17 protein-coding genes are annotated in these 18,044 nt (G+C 47.4%); 5 read left to right on the top strand and 12 right to left on the bottom strand.

Annotation, left to right across the window (positions count from 1 at the left end):
• Nucleotides 1–2: 2 nt before the first annotated feature.
• From CP943_RS05915 to CP943_RS05900, 4 genes are all read right to left on the bottom strand, one after another.
• Nucleotides 3–2,963, bottom strand: a complete 2,961-nt coding sequence (locus CP943_RS05915) for an AAA family ATPase (protein ID WP_105980850.1) — start codon at nucleotides 2,961–2,963, stop codon at nucleotides 3–5.
• A gap of 13 nt (nucleotides 2,964–2,976) precedes the next feature.
• The gene (locus CP943_RS05910) at nucleotides 2,977–4,221 is read right to left on the bottom strand and encodes a metallophosphoesterase family protein (protein WP_105981355.1); all 1,245 of its coding nucleotides are present in this window, start codon (nucleotides 4,219–4,221) and stop codon (nucleotides 2,977–2,979) included.
• Nucleotides 4,222–4,322: 101 nt separating this feature from the next.
• Nucleotides 4,323–5,591 (bottom strand): ABC transporter permease, encoded by a 1,269-nt coding sequence (locus CP943_RS05905; protein WP_020450788.1) that lies wholly within the window; start codon nucleotides 5,589–5,591, stop codon nucleotides 4,323–4,325.
• The gene (locus CP943_RS05900; RefSeq protein WP_020450787.1) at nucleotides 5,584–6,480 is read right to left on the bottom strand and encodes an ABC transporter ATP-binding protein; all 897 of its coding nucleotides are present in this window, start codon (nucleotides 6,478–6,480) and stop codon (nucleotides 5,584–5,586) included. Before CP943_RS05900 ends, CP943_RS05905 begins: the two co-directional genes overlap by 8 nt.
• A gap of 117 nt (nucleotides 6,481–6,597) precedes the next feature.
• Between CP943_RS05900 and CP943_RS05895 the strand changes: the two genes are divergently transcribed.
• On the top strand, nucleotides 6,598–6,783 hold the full coding sequence (locus CP943_RS05895; RefSeq protein WP_026579962.1) for a YhzD family protein: 186 nt from the start codon (nucleotides 6,598–6,600) through the stop codon (nucleotides 6,781–6,783).
• Nucleotides 6,784–6,855: 72 nt separating this feature from the next.
• Here the strand turns inward: CP943_RS05895 and CP943_RS05890 are convergent, their stop codons facing one another.
• The 8 genes from CP943_RS05890 to CP943_RS05855 all read right to left on the bottom strand — a co-directional run bounded on the left by CP943_RS05890 (nucleotide 6,856) and on the right by CP943_RS05855 (nucleotide 14,000).
• Entirely contained in the window at nucleotides 6,856–7,134 is a 279-nt protein-coding gene (locus CP943_RS05890; protein ID WP_020450785.1) for a hypothetical protein, read from the bottom strand.
• Nucleotides 7,135–7,138: 4 nt separating this feature from the next.
• Nucleotides 7,139–7,276, bottom strand: coding sequence for a hypothetical protein (locus CP943_RS22405; RefSeq protein WP_023856549.1), 138 nt, complete (start codon nucleotides 7,274–7,276; stop codon nucleotides 7,139–7,141).
• Nucleotides 7,266–8,384, bottom strand: a complete 1,119-nt coding sequence (locus CP943_RS05885; protein ID WP_026579963.1) for a Rap family tetratricopeptide repeat protein — start codon at nucleotides 8,382–8,384, stop codon at nucleotides 7,266–7,268. The genes CP943_RS22405 and CP943_RS05885 overlap by 11 nt, the downstream gene beginning before the upstream one ends.
• A gap of 126 nt (nucleotides 8,385–8,510) precedes the next feature.
• Entirely contained in the window at nucleotides 8,511–9,287 is a 777-nt protein-coding gene (locus CP943_RS05880) for an enoyl-CoA hydratase (RefSeq protein WP_020450783.1), read from the bottom strand.
• 135 nt (nucleotides 9,288–9,422) lie between these two features.
• Entirely contained in the window at nucleotides 9,423–10,940 is a 1,518-nt protein-coding gene (locus CP943_RS05875; RefSeq protein WP_026579964.1) for a coproporphyrinogen III oxidase, read from the bottom strand.
• 143 nt (nucleotides 10,941–11,083) lie between these two features.
• On the bottom strand, nucleotides 11,084–11,947 hold the full coding sequence (locus tag CP943_RS05870; RefSeq protein WP_026579965.1) for a Cof-type HAD-IIB family hydrolase: 864 nt from the start codon (nucleotides 11,945–11,947) through the stop codon (nucleotides 11,084–11,086).
• Between the two features lie 446 nt (nucleotides 11,948–12,393).
• A complete protein-coding gene (locus tag CP943_RS05860; RefSeq protein ID WP_016886435.1) occupies nucleotides 12,394–12,747 on the bottom strand; it encodes a YlbF/YmcA family competence regulator in 354 nt (117 codons plus the stop codon).
• Between the two features lie 122 nt (nucleotides 12,748–12,869).
• Nucleotides 12,870–14,000 carry a DUF445 domain-containing protein gene (locus CP943_RS05855; RefSeq protein WP_103749064.1) on the bottom strand — a complete coding sequence of 377 codons (1,131 nt, stop codon included), beginning with the start codon at nucleotides 13,998–14,000 and terminating at the stop codon, nucleotides 12,870–12,872.
• Between the two features lie 329 nt (nucleotides 14,001–14,329).
• Here CP943_RS05855 and CP943_RS05850 point away from each other — a divergent pair, with 329 nt between their 5' ends.
• From CP943_RS05850 to CP943_RS05835, 4 genes are all read left to right on the top strand, one after another.
• On the top strand, nucleotides 14,330–15,415 hold the full coding sequence (locus tag CP943_RS05850; protein WP_020450775.1) for a YheC/YheD family endospore coat-associated protein: 1,086 nt from the start codon (nucleotides 14,330–14,332) through the stop codon (nucleotides 15,413–15,415).
• Nucleotides 15,412–16,770 carry a YheC/YheD family endospore coat-associated protein gene (locus tag CP943_RS05845; RefSeq protein WP_103749065.1) on the top strand — a complete coding sequence of 453 codons (1,359 nt, stop codon included), beginning with the start codon at nucleotides 15,412–15,414 and terminating at the stop codon, nucleotides 16,768–16,770. Before CP943_RS05850 ends, CP943_RS05845 begins: the two co-directional genes overlap by 4 nt.
• 144 nt (nucleotides 16,771–16,914) lie before the next feature.
• Nucleotides 16,915–17,133, top strand: coding sequence for a YheE family protein (locus CP943_RS05840; protein WP_171866274.1), 219 nt, complete (start codon nucleotides 16,915–16,917; stop codon nucleotides 17,131–17,133).
• Between the two features lie 18 nt (nucleotides 17,134–17,151).
• Nucleotides 17,152–18,033 (top strand): helix-turn-helix domain-containing protein, encoded by an 882-nt coding sequence (locus tag CP943_RS05835; RefSeq protein WP_020450773.1) that lies wholly within the window; start codon nucleotides 17,152–17,154, stop codon nucleotides 18,031–18,033.
• Nucleotides 18,034–18,044: the final 11 nt, after the last annotated feature.

Genomic DNA, 18,044 nt, shown 5'->3' with positions numbered 1-18,044 from the left:
TTTTATTTGTTAGTTATACCCTTCACTTCCACCTTTTTCATGACGGAAGGCAGCAGGATCACATCTTCGTCGTGAAAAGCTTCTCTTACATGTTCATGACACGTAAAATACAAAATTTGCTGATCTTCGCCTGAAAGCTTTTTTAAGATGTTCAGCACTTGTTTAAACCTCTCCCGGTCAAAGTGGACAAAGCTGTCATCCAGCTGGAACGGCAATTTGACTTCCTTTTGATGGGAGAGGGCCAGAGCGAATCGGATCGCTAAATAGAGCTGTTCACAAGTTGCCTGGGACAGTTCGTGGGCGTAAAAAACAGCCCCGTCTTTCCGCATGACCATCATGGATTCATCTGTTTCAGAAAAATAAATTTTTTCGTATTGCCCGGCAGTCAATGGGTTTAGTAATGTTTCAGCCGTCTGTAACAGCTTCGGAAGCCGAACCTTCTTATGTTCATCGATCTTGTTTTTGACCGCCTGCCGGATCAGCTTGACGGCAGCCCACTTTTTGGCCAGTTCGGCGACCCGCTCTTTTTGCATTCCGGTCTGATAGGCGAGCTCGGATACCGCTCCCGATTCCTCAAGTCTGACCAGTTCCGCATGGACATTCGCCGCCTTTTGTCTTTCTTCTGCAAGCTTATTTTCTATACGGGCTCTTTTTTCCTGCGCCTCGGCCAGCTTTCCTTTCAGTTCTGCAAGAGAGTGTTCTGATGCAAGCATGACGGCCTTCTCGTCCTGCCTGCCGAGCTCTCTTTTGAGCTGCCCGAGCCTTGCCGTTAATTCTTTTTTGGCTTGGTCGCGCTTCGCCAGACCGATGAACATCTCACGGCCGTCCGCCCCTGCTTTTTGAAAGAGTTCGCCAATTTGGGATTGGAAGTATTCCGTCTCTTTTGTCAGCTCTTTGATTTGTTCGGCGGTATGCTTTAAAGACACGTCCGCTTCCTGTTTTTGCCGAAGTTTTTCTTTTTGAGAATCAAGCGCGCTTTTCAGCTGAAACACCTGCTCTTGGACGCTTTCGCCAGCGCGGCCGAGAGATGAGACAAGCTTTCTCAATTCCGATTCAAAGGATGCTTTTTTAGCCTGAAGGCGGCTCAGCTCTTGCTCGATATCCCGCTTTTTCAACATTTCCTCTCGGAGTTCCTTGATCAAAGCGTACGCATCGGCTAAAAATGACGGGTCGATTGACAGGTTCAGCTCTCTCAAATAGCGTTCGGTCTTCTCCTGATACGGACGGATATCCTTTTCCCACGCTTCGAACTTCTGAATCGCTCTTTCATATTCCGCTTCTCTCTGTCTGAGCTCTGCTTGTTTTGCGATAAGGAGCTGCCGGGTTTGGTCGTCCTTCCACAGCTCTTCCCTCAAAGCGTTGTCACTCACTCCGCTTTTTGTACCGCTGCGATCAATGTCGTCCAGCTGTTTTTGAATAAAAGCCGCTGCCGCGGAAGGCTCGGGCTTTTTTAGAACAACAGCGGCAAATATGAGCAAGATCGGCACGAGTAAAGCGCCCGGGAACCACTCCTTGAAAAAGAGCGCCGCACAAGCTGCCGCAAAAGCAGCACAAAGCGCTACTGCAAAAGCGGTCTTTCTTCTTTTCATCCGAACCTTTTGTTCTTGCTTCAGATAGGACAGCTGAAGGAGCAGCTCTTCCCGCCTTCCGGCATGGCCGCCGGCGGACGCAAGCCGGCTGAGGGTTTCCTCCTTTTGCTTGCGGACATCTTCCGGCATCACTTCATTGCTGAGAGCGGCGTGGGCCTGTTCAGCTTCCTCCAGATCAGCTCTCGCCTGCTCAAAGCGTTCGTCAAGCGACCGTTTCAGTTCACGCAGCTCGATGTATGCCTGAGCGGTTTCCTGCAGCTTCCACTCATATTCATACGCGGTGTCCGCATTGAGGATATCGCATTCCTCGATTTTCAGGCGCCCAAGCCCCGCTTGAACCCGTCCGTTAATCTGGTGAAGCTGATCAGTCAAAGACGCGATTTTTTCGGAATACGACTGGTAAAACGGATATGCTTTTAAAAGCTCTTCCGCTTCGTGCTCGAGAAAGTCTTCAGCCGGTGCAAAAGCGGCGGCCCGCTGTTCCAAACGGCGCTTTTTCTCTTCCAGCGCCTTCAGCTGAGCCGCTTTTGGATGCAGGTGGGATTCGAGCTTTTCAAGCTCAAAAAGTCCGCCTTCGGGGAAACGGCTTTCCCCTGAGCCGCCGAAAGATGCGAGCTGCTCTTCCAGCTGGCGTTTTTCCGCGGCTGCCGGCAGAATCTCAATCGCCTGCTCGATTTGTGAGACGAGATGCTCAAGATCTTTTAGCAGTTGTCCGCTGTCCTTTATTGAGGCCTCAGCGCCTTTTTTTTCGTTTAACAGGCGGTGGTAGTCGCCTTCCCGCGCTTTCGCTTTTTTCAAATCTTCGGAAAGCTTTTTTAACCGGTCGAGCTCCTGATTCAGTTCAGGTTTCCGGCCGTTCGGTTTAAACAGCTCTTCCTGCTTTTTCACGAGGCCGGCATCCATCTTTGAAATCGCTTCAGAGCCGAACAGACTCGAAAACAGCAGAAAACGGCCGATTTTGTCGCGGTTGAATTTATGAATTTCCTGAAGGCCGAACACGTCAAATGAATAGATCGCTTTATACAGCTGTCTGTCGACGCCTGACAGCAGCTCATTTAAAAAACCTTCCGGCTTCGTGCTGCCGTCTTCCAGATAAACGGTGACCCGCTCAGGCTTTCCGGCCGTTCGTTCGATCCGGATCTGCCCCAAATCAGGGTGCCCGACCTCAAGCATCCCCCCGTAAATAACGCCCGTTTTCGGCTCATACCGTTTCGTCTTCGGAAAACCGAACAGCACGCTTTCAATAAACGACATGAGCGTCGTTTTCCCGGCTTCATTGAGCCCGTAGACCAAATGCAGATTTGAAGGAGACAGGCGAAATGTCTGATTGGCAAATTTACCGTATCCGTATATATGTATCGCATGTATATTCACCCTGCACCCTCCCTTATCTTTTCAATGTCTTCAGTTCATGAAGCAGCAGTTTTTCCGCCTGCGCGCGAATGTCCCGGAAGTCTTCTTCATGAAACCGCTCTCCGTGCCTTCTAAAGACCGGATGCCGCTCCAAATCGTCAAAAATCAGGCTGAAATCCTGAAATTCCTGCATTTCTTGCGATAGCTCCTGAAAAAAAGCGTCCCGTTCAATTCCAGACAAGGCGGCATCTGTTTGATCTTCGATCGCGGTAAGCCAGATGAACGCGTCTTCCTCCCGCTCTTCTTCATGGAAGATGTCAAGGATCTCGTCCACGATGCCGGCCTGTCCTTCCGCCAAATAAGAGGGTGTTTCTCCTGTCAATACCATCTTGACGCATGCCGGCTTGCCTCTGTTTCTGAAAGATTGAAGGGCATCCTGCATCAGGCTGATCAGCTCTGTCATCTGCTTTGTCCCGGAGATATCGATGCTGGCCGTTTCCCACAGAACATCCGATAAGGCTTTAAATTCGAAGGACAGTTCTCCGCCGCAAACATTGACGAGATAGCAGCCTTTCTCTCCCGTTTCCTTCATGTGCCGCGATTGCGTGTTTCCCGGATAAATCACCGCCGGTTCGGAGGCTGAAATGACCTGTCTTTTATGTATATGGCCAAGCGCCCAGTAATCCATCCGGCCGTTTTTTAAATCTTGAAGGGAAAAAGGACAGTACGGATCATGGCCGCTCTCCCCGGAAAGCGTCCCATGAATCATGCCGATATGCAAGGGCGCGTCGGTCGTTTTTTTGATTTCAGCAGCCTTATTGGCAAAAACAGAGCGCTCGGGATAGCTGTAGCCGTAGATGCTTGCGGCGAGCCGGCCGTCTTTGTAAAACGATTTTTCTTCAATGTCTTCCGACGAGAAAATGTGGACGTTGTCCGGCCAATCAATCGGCGTCCAATCGCCGCCCAGATGATCGTGATTGCCAAAAATCACATAGACTTGGATGTTGTTCTCTTTCAACTTTAAAAATTGCTTTCTCAAAAACATCTGTGCTTTTAAACTGCGGTTTGCTTCGTCGAAAAGATCGCCGGCAAGCAAAATGAAGTCGGCCTCTTCATCAATCGCAAGCTTAAACACATTTTCAGCGCTTTTAAATGTGCTGTTTTTGATCCGCCGGTAAACCTCTTCAGGTAGCCGGCTAATGCCGTGAAACGGACTGTCCAGGTGCAGATCGGCCGCATGAATGAAAGTGATGTTTGTCAATCTTCTGCTCCTTTTCATAAAATATTCTGCTCCCATTCTATCACGGGTTGAAAGCGAATGCACGTTCTACTCTTTGCACGAAAAAAGCAGCTTTTCTTTCAAGCTGCTTTTCTCTTTCATTATCGATCTTTCGACAGACGAAGCGCCTGTTTGATATTTTTCAATCCGCCGCCGCTCGTGTACATGAGCACGCCGCCTTTATACACCCTCGCCCCGATGACGGCGAGAATCACAATGGTGAGAGCGGTAATGCCGATGCCGAGTGCCGCTTCCCAAAACGGAATATCAAGCACGCCGACTCTGAGAAACATGATCATTGGCGCAAAGAACGGAATGAATGAAGTAACGGTAATGAACGTTGAATCTGGTGTGCTTAGCCCGACCATGGCAATTACGAATCCTGCGACGACCAGCAGAATCATCGGCGAAATCATCTGCTGAACATCTTCAATCCGGCTGACGACGCTTCCGAGAAATGCCGCAAGAGTTGCATAGAGGAAGTAGCCGAGCATCAAGAAAATGGCCGCGTACACAAGCGTTGCAGTAGGTACGCCGGAAATGTCAAGAAATCCTTTAATCATATCGGCTGCATCCCCTCCCTTTTCCTGGCTGGACTGGAGCGAAAGATAGCCGACAAGAAACAGTGCGGCAATCTGTGTCAATCCTAACAGAGCGACGCCGAACAGTTTGGCGAACATTTGCTGGACAGGCGGCACGCTGGAAATTAAAATTTCCATCACGCGGGAAGACTTTTCCGTCGCAACTTCTGTCGCGATCATTGACGCGTACGTCAAAACCGAAAAATAGATGACAAACAGCACAACATATACAAGTCCTGTCGCCTTTTGAAGCTCTTCCTCGGTTTTCGCTCCTTCTTTCAAGGCGACACTGTTGACTTTTACCGGTGTAAACAGTTCACTCAGCTTTTCCTGTGGTACGTTCAATTCAGCCGTTCCAACGGCAACCTTTGCTTGTGAGAGCGCCTGTTCAATCGTGGAGACAGCTGTGGAATCAGCGATTTCGAGCGCTTTATACGTTCCCTTCAGCACGCCTTTTTTATCTCTGTCCAGGATTAAAATGCCTTCAAGCTTTTCGTCTCTGACGTCTTTTTCAAGCTCTTTTTCCGGTTTATCCGCTTTTTCGACTTCCAGCGCTTCATCAGTGTCGAGTGCTTTCACTTGCTGGGCAAACGTGTCGTACAGCTGATTTGAACGGTCAATGACGGCGATTTTATCACCCTCTCCGCCGTCATCAAACATGGAAATAATCGATCCCAGATTTGTGACGAGCACGACAAGCGCAAGCGTGATCACCGTTGAAATGATGAACGACTTTGTTTTCAGCTTGCTGAGATATGTATGAAAAAGAACAATCCAAAACTTATTCATAACGGGCACCTACCTTTTCGACGAAAATATCATGTAAAGAAGGCTCTTCAAGTTCAAATTTTCTGATAAACCCGCGTCCTTGAAGCATTGTAAACAGCTCTTGAGAGACTTCTTCATTTTCGACCTGCAGGCGGACTCCTTCGGAATGATCCCGCCATTTGACGATACCGTCCGCCTCTTTCAAGAAGCTCAAGTCGCCGTCTGCGTGAATCGTGACATTCTTTCTGCCAAAAGAACGTTTGATTTCTTTTAATTTCCCTTGAACGACAGGCGTCCCGCGCTGCAAAATGCAGACGTGTTCGCACAGCTCTTCGACATGCTCCATTCTGTGGCTTGAAAATACAATCGAAGTGCCGTCGTCTTTCAAAGAAATGACCGCGTCTTTTAATAGCTCGACATTCACCGGATCGAGACCGCTGAACGGCTCGTCGAGAATCAAAAGCTCCGGCTTGTGCAGCACGGCCGTGATGAATTGAATTTTTTGCTGGTTCCCTTTGGAGAGCTCCTCAACCTTTTTGTCGGCGTATTCCGTAATATGGAACCGTTCGAGCCACTTCTCCATTTCCTTGAGCGCATTTTGCTTTGTCATGCCTTTCAGGCGGCCAAGGTATACGAGCTGATCTTTCACCTTCAGCTTCGGATACAGTCCGCGCTCTTCGGGCAAGTAGCCGATGCTGTTTGTGATACCGTAGTTAATCGGCTGTCCTTTCCATGTGACAGTACCCTCTGTCGCATTCAAAAGGCCTAATATCATTCGGAATGTCGTCGTTTTCCCTGCTCCGTTGGCGCCGAGCAGACCGAACATTTGCTTGTCTGGAATCTCCAGCGTCAGATCGTTTACAGCTGTAAATGAACCGAACTTTTTCGTGACGTGATCGATTTTGAGCATAATAACTCCTCCTTCCAATTTACAATCATACGTTAGTCATACCATTTTAAAAAGGATTTTTTTGATTTTTATATAATTTTAAACAAATAGATCATATTTTGAGAAAGGGGAAGAGAAATGGAAAATTATTATGTAACCGTTTTCGATACTGGTGGAGAAACGCTTTTGAATGAGCGATTTGAAGCGGCCGATGATGAAGAAGCGAAAGAGAAAGGAAGAGGAATGCTGAAGGAAAAGCAATTTTTGGAGCATACACACCGGGTAGTACATTCGTCCGGTAAAATCATTGTTTTCCGGAGCTGACTAAAATACGGGGCAAGGCGGCTCTTTTGGGGAAGGTCTCCCGCTGCCGCCTGCCCTTTAATCCGCCAAACACTAGTGGATCATCATAACAATGAGCAGTCCCATGTTGATGAAACAGAGTAAAAACGATAAGCAAGCGACGCCTTTATTTTTTCGCAGAAAATAAAGGCCATTGACCGCCAGCACACAGATGATGACGGCATCAAACAGTCGAAACAGCAGATCCTGCAAGCTGTAGGCCGGAGCGAAAAAACAAATCACAGAGACGATCAGGATGAAAAGGCAAGAAACTGTAATATACATCGTCCATTCTTTCGCTGCGTCAGCCCGCTCATTCTCAGATGAAATCATGTTCTTAAACTCGGGCCTCCTTGTCAGTCGTGATCATTTTGTCCGCGTACAAGGAAGGAGCTTTTCCCACATCTGCCAAAAAGCCTGAAGACGTTAACACAACAGCCAGCGACACCGCGACGAACAACAGTTTAGCTTTCATACAATGCATCTCCCCTTTTGATTTTTCGTCTTGCCTGAGCGCACTTCTCATAGTAAAAAATGGCATCTTCAAGCCGCTCCATTTGATTATAGTACTGGGCTGCGTCTAAAGCCAGCTCTTCAACAGCGGCATATAAATGGTTTGACTCCAAATAATCAAATCCGATTTCCACGGCTTTCCGATCCCCGCCGTCCAAATACAGCCCGGATAGAATGTTAAGCTTGGCCGCGTGTTCTTCATCTCCGAGCGATGCCGCACTTCGGATGCCTTTTTCATAACAGTCGGCCGCTCCGACATGATTTCCCTGTTTTAGACGGACGTACATTAAGTTGTACAGCACTTTTGGAATATATGATGAACTTTCCTGTTCAAAAATGGAAAGGGCGCTCTCCATATGATCTGAGGCTTCCCGGTACGATTCTTGATGGAAATAGCAATTTCCCAAATTAAAATGAGCGGCTGCCGTCAAATGGCTGTTTTTGATTTTCGCGGCGTCTTCAAGCGCGTTGGCCAGGCTTTTCAGCGCTGGTCCGTATGTCATCGATTCAACCCAATTGCCGGCAATGATAAAATCGCAGAAAATCTTTTTTTCTTTTAGCGTCTCATACCGGTTAAAAATGTCGGAAGCGAGCGTCGCATAGTTGATCGATAAATATCTCTGGCTGATATAATAGTAGATTTCCGCCAGCTTATAATAAAATTCCGCTTTTTCAACCTCGTCTTCCAAAGCGCTGACTTTTTGTTCAGCCGTTTTATAGCAGCCGATTGCTTTGACAAACCGCTTTTGTTTGAACTCATACATCCCTTTAAAAAACCAGTAATAATAGTTTAGTAAACCTGTCATTTGGTCCTTTTTCTCTTCTAAGTCGCGGAGGTTTTTTTCAATATTTTCAGTCTTTTGTGGTTTCAAATAGCTGAGCATCAGCTTATGCCTGAATTCGAGCAGCGAATAGTAGAGCAGGACGTCCTGATTTTCTTCCATGTCTTGAAAATCATTTAAAATTTCCGCTTTCAATGATTCACTGGCGGCGATCTGATTTTTCCGAATGGCGTTGTACCAATCATTCAGCTTACTAGCAACGTATTCAGATGGAATCTTCTGTTTCAATTTCCCCGCCTCCCAAGACTTCGTACAGACCTGTGTCCTTATGAATCATTTTATAGAAACTTAAATTTTTTTACAATTGCTTCTGCACATCATTTCCCAAGGTCAATTTCCTGTCGGGCCCTCTTGTTATACTTGCTGACGGTTAAATTGCGGCTGGCGCTTTTCTAAAAATGCGCGGATTCCTTCCTGATGGTCGCTTGTCAGCCTCATTTTCATTTGGGCCGCTTTCTCGAGTTCAAGCGTTTTCTGCAGCCTACCGCCATTCAGCGCCTGATAGATCTTTTTTGTCTCAATCATCGCTGCCAGCGGAGCGTGCAGAAGCTTTTCAAGATAGATGCGCGCAAAACGGCCGGAGTCCCCGCTGAATACAGCGTCTGCGATCCGAAGTTCGTGCGCTTCGGCCCCCGTCAATTGTTTCCCGCTCCAAATCAATTCTTTGGCCGCAGCTTCACCGATTCTCCGCTCTAAAAAGAAGTGTCCGCCTCCGTCGGGAACAAGCCCGATGCCGATAAAATTCATCGCCAGCTTCGCCTCTTTTTCGACCAGCACATGGTCGCAGCTGAGCGCGAGGCTCAATCCCAGACCTGCGGCCGCCCCGTGGACAGCCGCTGTCGTCATCTTCGGCATGCTGTAAAGCTTCACCGCAATTTCAGAAATTGTGTCAATGACGCGGGCAGAGCTGTCTTGATCTCCGGAAGACAGCATCATCTTAATGTCTCCGCCTGCCGAAAATCCTTTGCCGCTGCCTCTCACAAGGAGAAGCAGCGATTCGCTTTCCTCTGCAATACGCAAAGCTTCATTCAGTTCTTCAAGCATTTTTTCATTCAAGGCATTGTACGCCTCAGAGCGATTCAGCACAATTTCAAAAATCCCGTCTTCGTCTTTCCATTTGATATACTCCATCTTGCACCTCCGTGAATACGTTTACAATTGATACTGTTTAAACTATTCCACCTTCGCCCTTTAAAACCTTTTTTTGCTGCCGATTCCGGTTTGATTCCGCAATAAAAAAGCTGCCGGCGATACCGGCAGCAGCTTCTATTCCTGTTGAGAACCGCTTTTTGCCTCCTTCTGAAAAAGCTCAGACAAGTAGCGGATTTTTTCGTTTGTATAGTGTTCAAATCTGTCATTGTACGTTTTCGGGTCTTTCGGGTTGGAGAAGTGTGTGATCTTTCCCGTTCCCGGATCGACGAATTTGCTCGCAGCTCCGCAGCCGATCCCGATAATCGTCTGTTTTTCCTCCATGATCATGATGTTATAGATGCTTTCCTGGCCGGGAAGGGAATAGCCTATATTCTCTAGGTTGCCGAGAATGTTTTTCTGCCTGTACAAATAGTAGGGATGGTAGCCGTGCTGTTTCGTCCACGAGACAGCGTCATCCATCATCGCGACAATCTCCTCGCGGTCAGCCACCTTATACTTATGTTTGTTTTTCGTCATTTCAGACGCGCGCTTAAATGACAGCGTATGGACGGTCAATGATTCGGGCATTAATTTTTCGGTTTCGGAAAGAGAGTTTCTGAATTCTTTTACCCCTTCGCCCGGAAGGCCGATGATTAAATCCATATTGATGTTCGACATGCCGGCATTTCGCGACAGATGATACTTTTCGATCGTTTCTTCGACCGTATGGTGGCGTCCGATCGCTTTCAGCGTTTCATTCTCGTAAGACTGGGGATTAATGCTGATTCGGTCGATGTTCCATTTTTTTAAGACTGCGAGCTTTTCCTCTGTGATCGTATCGGGCCGTCCAGCCTCAACTGTGACCTCGCGGATGTTTTTTACATCGGGAAATGAACGGTACATTTCTTCATACAATAGATCCATTTCTTCAGCGGTAATGCTTGTCGGCGTTCCGCCGCCGAAATACACGGTCGTTATTCTGACATCGTTCTCCTTGAGCCATTCGCCGATTTTTTGCATCTCATAGTGAAGCCCCCACAAAAATGAGCCGACCCGACCGGCTTGTCCTCTGATCGCATACGCCGGAAACGTACAGTAGGCGCACTTCGTCGGACAAAACGGGATGCCGATGTAAATGCTGACTTCTTGACTCAGCTCATACAAATCGGGTACCGCTTTCAGCTGACGGTCAATGATGTTTTGCATCAGTTCGATTTTTTCGTCGTGAATTAAATAATCCCGTTTCAGCTCGGCATGTGCCTCTTCCTTTGGCATGCCGCTCTCCAGCTTTTTATGAAGCAGCTTTGTCGGACGAACACCGGTGAGAATCCCCCATTTCTGAATGATTCCGGTATGCTCCTGAAGCATGCTCAAAAAAACGTAGGAAACGGTATTTTTCACCTGCTTAAACGCTTCCTTTTCCGTCAGTTTGGGGTCAATGTTTTTTGCATATTCCGCTCTAATGTCCGTATCTTTTATCATACCCGAAGCCTTGACGCCGTTCTCTTTCCGGTCGTAGCCGAGAACGATCGCAAGGTCTGCCGGCGCTTCTTCGCCAAAAGCGACTTCGCTTTCTTCAAAGAATAAGTTGGCTATATGCTCAAGCGGTCTCTGGAACCTTTCATCTTGGAGCCCTTCTATATAAATGCGCAATGTCATCACCTTTTTCGTTTCAAAACTTTCTTTAGTGTACAAAAATAAATGGCCAAAATCAATCCGGGAAACAAACATTCCTACGTGGCAGCGATGAATGAATAATCCCCGCATTCGAGTTGAAAGCGGGGATTCTATCAGAATCAGACTTTTTTAATATGGAATTTTTTAAGAAACCCTTTACTTTGCTGCATTCTGAAGTATTCTTTAATCATATAAGCGACGCCCTGTTCATCATTGGAGCGCGTCACCCAATCCGCTTTTTGTTTGACTTTCTGAGGAGCATTGCCCATTGCGACTCCGAGTCCGGCAAGCTCGATCATCGGGAGGTCGTCGATTTCATGGCCGATCGCAACGACATCTTCCATTTTTAGACCGAGGTCGGCGGCGAGCATCGTCAAGCCTGCTTCTTTGGAAACCCCTTTATGGACAATCAGCATTTTTTCCCCCGCTCCAATGATGTCGACGAGAGGAAATGCATTTGTGATCGTCTGCCTGATTTCTTCGGACTGTCCTGTTGAACAATAAACCTCGATCACCGGTGCGCTGACCGGTTCATCCATCAGCATGTCGCTCAGCGAATCGACAAACTGGACGGGATAAAAAATCGGGTCAGACGGGTGAATCATCGTTTTCCCCAGCAGGTTTGAATTCGTTTTTTTCCGGTTTCCAATCGAATATTTTTCATGGAGGATTCTGATATTGCAATCATAGCTTTCCAGTATTTGAACAAGGTTAAATGTCTGTTCTTCGGAAATCCTTTTTTCTAATAAAGGTTCGTCGATTTTGTCCGCTATAATCGCTCCGCTGTGTGTAATCAGCTTCGTATCCAGCTTTAAAGATTTGGCGATTTTTTGAGCGGAGCGAAAATGTCTGTTCGTCACAAGCGTAACATATACACCTTTCTTCTTTGCATATTCGATCGCTTCCTTCGTTGCGGGATGAAGCCGTCCGTTTGTCCGAAGCAGCGTTCCGTCTATATTCAGCGCAAGCATTTGTTTTGACACCAGGAGGTCCCCCTTCTTTGATGACTGAATCTGTTATAGAGGATATGTCCCGATCTCTTTTTTTAGAACAGCCCTCTTGATACACATACTAAAAAAGCCTGTTTTCACAGACTTTTTACTTCGCATCTTGTGGATACGATCATGATTCTCCCTCATATTCAAAACAGTGAATTCAACGCCCCTTTCGTTCAATTCACCGTATATTGATAACCCCTTTATTTGACCAGCAGACGTGCTTTCAGTCTGTTAATTTCCTCTATACCCCTTATCATTTTGCCGCCAGTCCGTTTTTCATGATCGTATCCCGGCAAAAAATGAAAGCACTTACATTTAATATTATCGCAACTATTTCATGAATTGACAAGTCTTTTTTTAAATCTTTATGAACGTTATTTGTTCACTTAGTGAAAAAATCCCCTCTTGCCTTGACAAGGGGGGATTTTTTATCAGCTCTCTGGGTTTCCGTAAAGCTCTTCCAAAGGCTTCATGATGATTTTGTTTAATTCAGCAATCAGCATGCTCATCCGCTGTTCCGCTTCCATCAGCTGCGAGATTTTATCATGCTGCTGGACGAGCGCCACGGATTTTTGCGCTTGTTCGACTTCTTCCTGTGTGATGTCTTCGCCGTTCATCTGTTTTTGCTGAAGGTTCATTTGAATATCGCGAAAGTTATCAAACATCTTTTTAGCAGATGGGTCGCCATTCACCTCATCATAAAGATTTTTCAATCGGGAATATTCATCGCTTTGTCGCAAGGCTTGCCCCAAGTCATAAGCCGAGTCATGTAAATTGACCGTCATCCTAATCCGCTCCTTTCCTGCCTGTATTCTTCTTATGGAATCGGCACCACTCCACTATAACAAACTATGGAGCGTTTTTCACAGTTATACGATAATTCCGTTTGAACAGGCCGTCTTCAGCCTCAGATCAAAATTACAAAGATGGCTTGCACGGCTCCGATAATTCCGCCAAGCAGACCGCCTAAATACGTGATCATTTTGAACTCCCGCCTGGAAATGGACAGCACCATTTCTTCAAGACGTTCAACAGGGAAGTTGTCCACCTGTTCCTTGACGATTTGCTCGAGCTCCAGCTGCTTGAGCACTTGATCCAGGCGGCGGCCCGCCTCTTCGAGAAGCCGGTCGGCGATCTGCGGCAGGCGCAAAGCGATCTCCCGCTCAACACTGGCAATAGAGGAGCCAATCGTTTTTTCGAAAAACGGCTGAAACGAGAATCGTTTCAAAAGCTTTTCCTTCAAATCGAAAATGAGAGATTTGAGATTCCATTTGTCATCCGCTTCCTTGAACGTATATTCTTTCAGCTTGTCCCATTCGTTTTCAAGCAGATCCGTTAAAAGACGCGCGGTCTCGCCGTTCTTTAAAAACTTCACAATCTCCGGCTGAACGCGGTCAACCAGACTGCTGTTGCCTAAAAACATCTGCACCATGCTGCCGAGCATGCCCCGTTCTTTCAAAAAATCGTCAATCATATGTCCGAGGCGTTCCTTTCCTTCGCCGCTTTCAAAGTAGGTGACAGCCCGGCTTAAAATATAGCCGGACACCATCGGAATTTTCTCTTTCAGCTTTTTCTGGGCCTCAAGAGGGATAAGCTCTTTGAGCGGTTCATTTTCATGTGCCTCTAACAATGCGGACAGCTTCTCATCCGTCCATCTGGATACCGCCCGATCCGCTTTTTGGGCGGGATTTGAAATTCCGATGCTTTCCAATGCTTCTTCAACGGTGGCCGTTGATTGCGAGAGGTGCGCCAAGATCCGCTCCCCAACCTGCACCGCCTGGCTTTTAACCGCATCGGATGCAAGCCTTTTTTTGATCCCTTCTGTTGTCAGCAGATGGCCTGTGACCATCTGTCCCATCTGTCTCGCCAATTCATCGCGCCTTTTCGGAATTAATCCGGGTGTAAAAGGAACCCTCTTTCCAAATATGTAGACCGCTTTATATGGGCGAAAAAGCATTTTAATCGCAAAATGGTTCGTTACAGCGCCGATAAGTGCACCGACTGCAATCATAACGGCAAAAACCCCAAATACATACATGTTCTTTTCAACTGCCTTCCTTTTTACCTGACATCTTAGCTGCACAGCGTGGGCCTTATGGTCGATCCTCACCGTCTTGCCTAACGTTATTATAGTAGCTGAATAAAAGACGGGCAAATAACGGAATGGAGCAAGCCGCTTCAAAATACAATGGGTCAGATGGCAATTGTATGAAGGGCGCTCTAAAATTTTTAATCATTTCCAATTTACAAAAGCCTATTTCTGCAATCTCAAGCGTATCATGAAACAGAAGTCTATATATTAAAGTTTGCCCGAAGTTTGACAGTCTCAGCCTGTTAAGCCTTGTTTTTCATGAAGGAGGTATAATCATGATGACGCTTGGATTTATGTCGCTGTCGCACGAACATGAAAAAGCCTATGCCGAAGAACTGGCCAAAATGGCTTCGGACTATGGAATCCGGTTTATCCGTTTCACGCCCCTGGATATTTCCCCCGGTTCCCTGCTTGTGAAAGGGCTCTCCTTTCACCCGAAGTCAGGACAGTGGAATGAAATTGAAAGAGAAATCCCGGAATTGATCTATGACCGCTGCTTTTACGGCAGAGATCAGCAATCGAAAAAAGCAAAACCGATTGTCGAATGGCTCAAAAAGTATCCTAAAACAACATTTTTAGGACTCGGACTTCCTGACAAATGGACGGTTTTCAAAGCATTGAATGCCGATCCCGTCATCAAGTCCTACCTTCCTGCCACATCGATTGCAGAAAACGCCCAGGATATCCTGCGCAAGCTTGCAAAAGAAAAAGCGTGCATCTTGAAGCCTGCATCCGGATCAGGAGGCCGCGGCATCATTCACCTCGAGCTTACGGGAAAAACGGTCAAGGCCGCCTACCAAACCGGAAAACACAAACAGCTGAAGTCATTTTCGAAACAGGCTTCATTTGAAACGTGGTGTCAGAAAGTTCTTCAGCACCGCTATTTGCTGCAATCGTTCCTCGATATTCAAGACAAAGACGGTTTTCCGTGCGATATCAGGCTGCTGCTTCAGAAAAACGGCAGTGGAGAATGGGAAACAGCCGGCAAAACGGTAAGGCGGAGCTATCAGCACGGACTGCTTGCAAACCTGGCCGGGGGCTCAGAGGCGGTGAGCTTTGACAGCTGGCTTTTATCCGTGCCGAAAAAGCGCCAGGCCGTCCTTCTCGATGATTTAGAGACAATGGCGCAGGCCGTACCCCTGGTGCTTGAATCAAATCACGGACCATTATTCGAGCTCGGCCTTGATATCTGCCTGACGAAAGACGGAAAAGTCTGGCTTCTGGATGTCAATTCAAAGCCCGGAAAGCACGCTTTTATTAAGCACTCTCCTGAAAAAAGGGAGCTTTTGTATAAAGGTCCTTTGGAGTACTGCTCATTCTTAACGGCTTCAGCCGGCGCGAAAGGGGCTGAGAAAAGATGACCGGTCAACCGCTGACCGTCGGCATCCACCAGACGAGCGAAAACACGATGCTCCTGCCCGCTTCTTTTAAACAGGACGGTTTGTTATTCGCGGCTTTCGGTACAAGTGTTGAACGTTGCCACGTCTCATTTGACAGCCATTTGAAGCGCACCGTTTTATTATCTGAAAATCTGTACAAAAACCTGCGGATTCCGTACCGCGGCAAAGCCTCCCTGATTTTCCGCGACAATACCGTCTATATCGGACCTTTAATCGGGATTTTCACGGCCGGTTTTACAAAATCGCAGCTGGACCCTGTCAGAGGGAGGTCTTTATTTTTTTCGAAGCTTTTGACAATGGATCTCCCGGCAGGAGGCTACAGCTATCTGTTCGGAGCGCACCAGATAGATTGGGAAGAAGGTACAGTGCAGGCTCTCATTTTCAGGGAAAACGGCTGGGAGGAGGCCACAGTCCCCCTTCCCAACGTCGTTTACGACAGACTGCCGAACCGCAAAGCGGAAGAATCCGCCGCTCTGCGGGAAACAAAAACCCGCCTTATGGATGAATACCGGATTCCGTGGTTCAACCCGGGCTTCTTTAACAAATGGGAGATCTATAAATGTCTGCAGCAAGACGAGAGGACAGCGGAATTTCTTCCATTTTCGGCATTCGAGCCCGATGCCGGTAAAATCGAAGACATGATCGGTCAATACGGCTTCATTTATGTAAAGCCCGCCGGCGGCAGTTTGGGCAAAGGCATACTCCAGCTTTCAAAACGGGAAGAAAACGGAATTCTCGCCAGACATGCCGAAGGCGTCACATCTTATTCGTCCGCTGCTGAATGTTTAGATGAATGGCAGAGACTGCACAAACATACTTCTTATCTCGCCCAGCAGGGCATCGAACGGATCGAAGTGGATCATCATCCGGCAGACTTCAGGGTTCATACAAACAAAAACGGAAAAGGCCAATGGACCGTCACAGCCATCGCGGTCAAAATCGCTGGAAAAGACGGAATTACAACCCACATGTCGAGCGGCGGTGCCGTCAAAACGCTTGCAGAGCTATATGATGATCCTCAGGAAAGGCTTCACACTCTGCAAAAACTGACAAAAGCGGCGCTCCTCCTCAGCCGGGTCCTTGACGAAAAGCTTGACGGTTTCATCGGGGAAATCGGCTTTGACCTCGGATTGGACCGTTCGGGAAAAGTATGGCTGTTTGAAGCCAATTCCCGGCCCGGCAGGGGGATCTTCTCCCATCCCCGTCTGGCATCTGTCAGCAGCTTAACGAAGAAAAGAAGCTTCGAATATGCTTCTTATTTAACTGAACAGTCCATCCTTAATCCGGAGGACATGTGGCATGACCTCAAGCCGTGAAGAACCTGCTTCTTCACGGTATTTTTTTGAAAAAGCTCCACTTGAAAAGAATCTATGATCTTTTCTGTGAATGAGATACAATGATAACAAATCAACGTGTAGACAGCTCGCTGGATTTGACCCACCTGAAATCAATGAAGGAGCGTGGCGTTTATGATTTCTCATTTTCAATGGAAGCCGCTGTTTAAAAAAGAAAGGCTTCCCGGCTGGAAAATATCGTTTTATCATAAAGGGATTCACTATGAAGGAATCTATCATAAATCAGGGGAAATCGAGTGGGGCAGCACCTATCCCCCGCACGATGACGAGCCTTCCCTGAAAAGCGAAATTCATGAATTAATGCTCTTCCATATTTACGAATAAAGAAAAGGACGTTGTCGTATGCTGGAGAAATTAAAGACGCTTTACGGTGAACGGATGATTGTATCTGAGGCTGTTTCAAAACACGATGCATTATGGTTTCAAACGGACGAAGGCGAGACCTTCGGCGTGCTGAAAAACGCGGTCACCGACCGGGAAAAAGAGCTGCTCCATTGCCTGTTCCGGCCTTTCTCAGAACCGCGTCCCGAACAGCAGCTGACAAAGCGGGAGAAAGAATGGCATCAATATTTTTTTCGCAATGCCCCCCTTCCAAACCCGGGGAACATTCAGCTGATGCAAGGACATTTTTTTAAAATGGAGCATGTACCTGAAGAAAGACAGGCGATCAAAGAAGCGGTCAGCGGCTTTTTTAAAGACCCGCTTGTGGTATGGTACGACCGGCACGAAGCTGTCATCGTCCACGAAAATCCTTCGCCGTTTCTCGCCAAAAAAGAGCTGTCCGAGCTTGCGCATGCACTGACAAGCGATTTCATGGCAAACCCTGTGTTTTTCAGCGGCCAGCTTCATCCAGTCAACGGATCGCTTCAAGGCAAAATCCGCTTTGAAAAACAAATGTTTCATTATATGCTGGAAGCGGGTGACATCGGAAACGTCGCCACGTTTTGCCAGTGTCTCCCGTCTTTTTTGACGGCAAAACCCGAGCGGGTTCATGCTTCTTCGTTTTCGGACGCCGTAAGAGAGGCGCTGTCTGATCCCGAGACATCCCTGACCATCAAAACGTATATGAGATGCAACCTGAATGCCTCTCTTACAGCAAAACGTTTGTTTATCCACCGAAACAGCCTGCAGTACAGAATTGATAAATTCATCGAACGGACCGGGATTGACATCAGACAGTTTGAAGAAGCAGCCGCTGTTTATTTGATGATGTATCTCCTTTAGCGGCTTTAGCA

Source organism: Bacillus paralicheniformis (genome assembly GCF_002993925.1).
GTDB lineage: Bacteria > Bacillota > Bacilli > Bacillales > Bacillaceae > Bacillus > Bacillus paralicheniformis.
The sequence above is the reverse complement of the archived record's forward strand: the minus strand, read 5'-3'. Positions and strand labels throughout refer to the sequence as shown.